Source organism: Pedobacter sp. (assembly GCF_045628745.1).
In the GTDB taxonomy this organism is placed as follows: domain Bacteria; phylum Bacteroidota; class Bacteroidia; order Sphingobacteriales; family Sphingobacteriaceae; genus Pedobacter.
Genome location: NZ_JAZQPU010000349.1, coordinates 1 through 1,512 on the forward strand (window position 1 = coordinate 1; position 1,512 = coordinate 1,512).

Sequence of the window (1,512 nt, forward strand, 5' to 3'; positions counted from 1 at the left end):
ATTTTTCTTTACCCCGATGCCTCTAAAGCCCTCATTTGTCAAACTGAGGCTTTCGCGCTTGCCACCTCTTGAATTGATGCGCAGGTAACGTGGGTTTTCTACGTTGCTGCCTTTGCGGTTTAACACCAGCACATCGCCCTCCTTCACCTGGTTTCCTTTTCGGGTCCAGCCCATCAGGGGTTTATAAAACTCAAAAGAGCGGTTTTTAATCAATTCTGCATAGATACCGCCATCGGCCCCCATATTGATGTCTTCAAAGAAAACGCCCCACATTTCTGGCTGTACCTGTGCCATTTTCTGGTCGGAATTAACCACAATGGTTTTCTTTTGCTGCGCTATAACAGCCATGGAGCCCATGGCCAGCAGCATGGTATAAGTTAAGTATTTAAAATTCATGTTTTTAATTGTTCTGTCGATAAAATTATTGCCAAGCCTTTAGCTTATTGAAGGGCTAAAACGACCAGGGAAAATGGAGGAAGCTTTAGCTTCAATTTTCCGCCACTTAATTTTGCCCCTTTAAAAGCAGCAGGTTTAATAAGATCAGGTTTTTCAAAAGTATTGTGGTCATCAATTTTGGCGGAAGTTAAAATCCTTCCAGACACTGATTTATAGGGTTGTCCGCTGATGTCAATTTCAATTTCTTCGGTTTTTCTGCTGTTGCTGTTCACCACAGAGATATGGGTTAAACCATTGGTCGCTTTAGAAGCAGAAACAGATACGGCAGGGAGTTTTTCGTTACCAAACACATAGTCGTTGGTTTTAACCACTACCGGCAGCAAGGTTGCATCCTGGTGAACCTTATACATCTCCATGACATGGTAAGTTGGAGAAAGCAGCATTTTTTCTTTGTTGGTTAGAATTACTGCCTGCAAAACATTGACACATTGTGCAAGGTTGGCAATCTTAACCCTGTCATTATGGTTATTAAAAATGTTTAAAGTGGCACCCGCAATCATGGCATCGCGCATGGTATTTTGTTGATATAAAAAGCCCGGGTTTGTTCCTGGTTCTACATCAAACCATCCACCCCATTCATCAACCACCAAAGCGATTCTTTTTTTAGGATCGTATTTATCCATGATGGCAGTATGTTTAACGATGAGCTCATCCATACGCAAGGCTGTTTTCATGGTTTCAAAATATTCTTTCTCAGAAAAGCCAGTAGCAGGGCCTTTTTTCTCCCAGCTTGGGAAAGAATAATGGTGCAGGGCAATGCCGTCCATTAAACGCAAAGGAATGCCCTTCATCAAGGTTTCTGTCCAATGATAATCATCAACATTCGCCCCTGAAGCTACTTTAAACAAGTTGTTGCCTTCCATAAAAGTAGCATAACGGCGGTATTGACCCACATAAAATTCTGGCGTCATGTTACCACCACAACCCCATGCTTCATTGCCAACACCCCAGTATTTAACGTTCCATGGTTTTTCTTGTCCGTTTTTGATACGGAGGTCAGACATCGGACTCGCACCTTCAAAGTTCACATATTGTACCCAGTCGGAAAGTTCCTGC

The 1,512-nt window shown here is 42.6% G+C and carries 1 protein-coding gene and 1 pseudogene; both read right to left on the minus strand.

Features of this window, described 5'->3' with window-relative positions; all coding sequences use genetic code 11:
- Positions 1-396 (minus strand): annotated as a pseudogene (locus ACR2F7_RS12770) (alpha-L-arabinofuranosidase C-terminal domain-containing protein); the annotation flags it as partial.
- A gap of 44 nt (positions 397-440) precedes the next feature.
- Positions 441-1,512, minus strand: a 1,072-nt coding sequence (locus tag ACR2F7_RS12775; RefSeq protein WP_432713943.1) for an alpha-N-arabinofuranosidase, incomplete at its 5' end; no start/stop codon positions are given.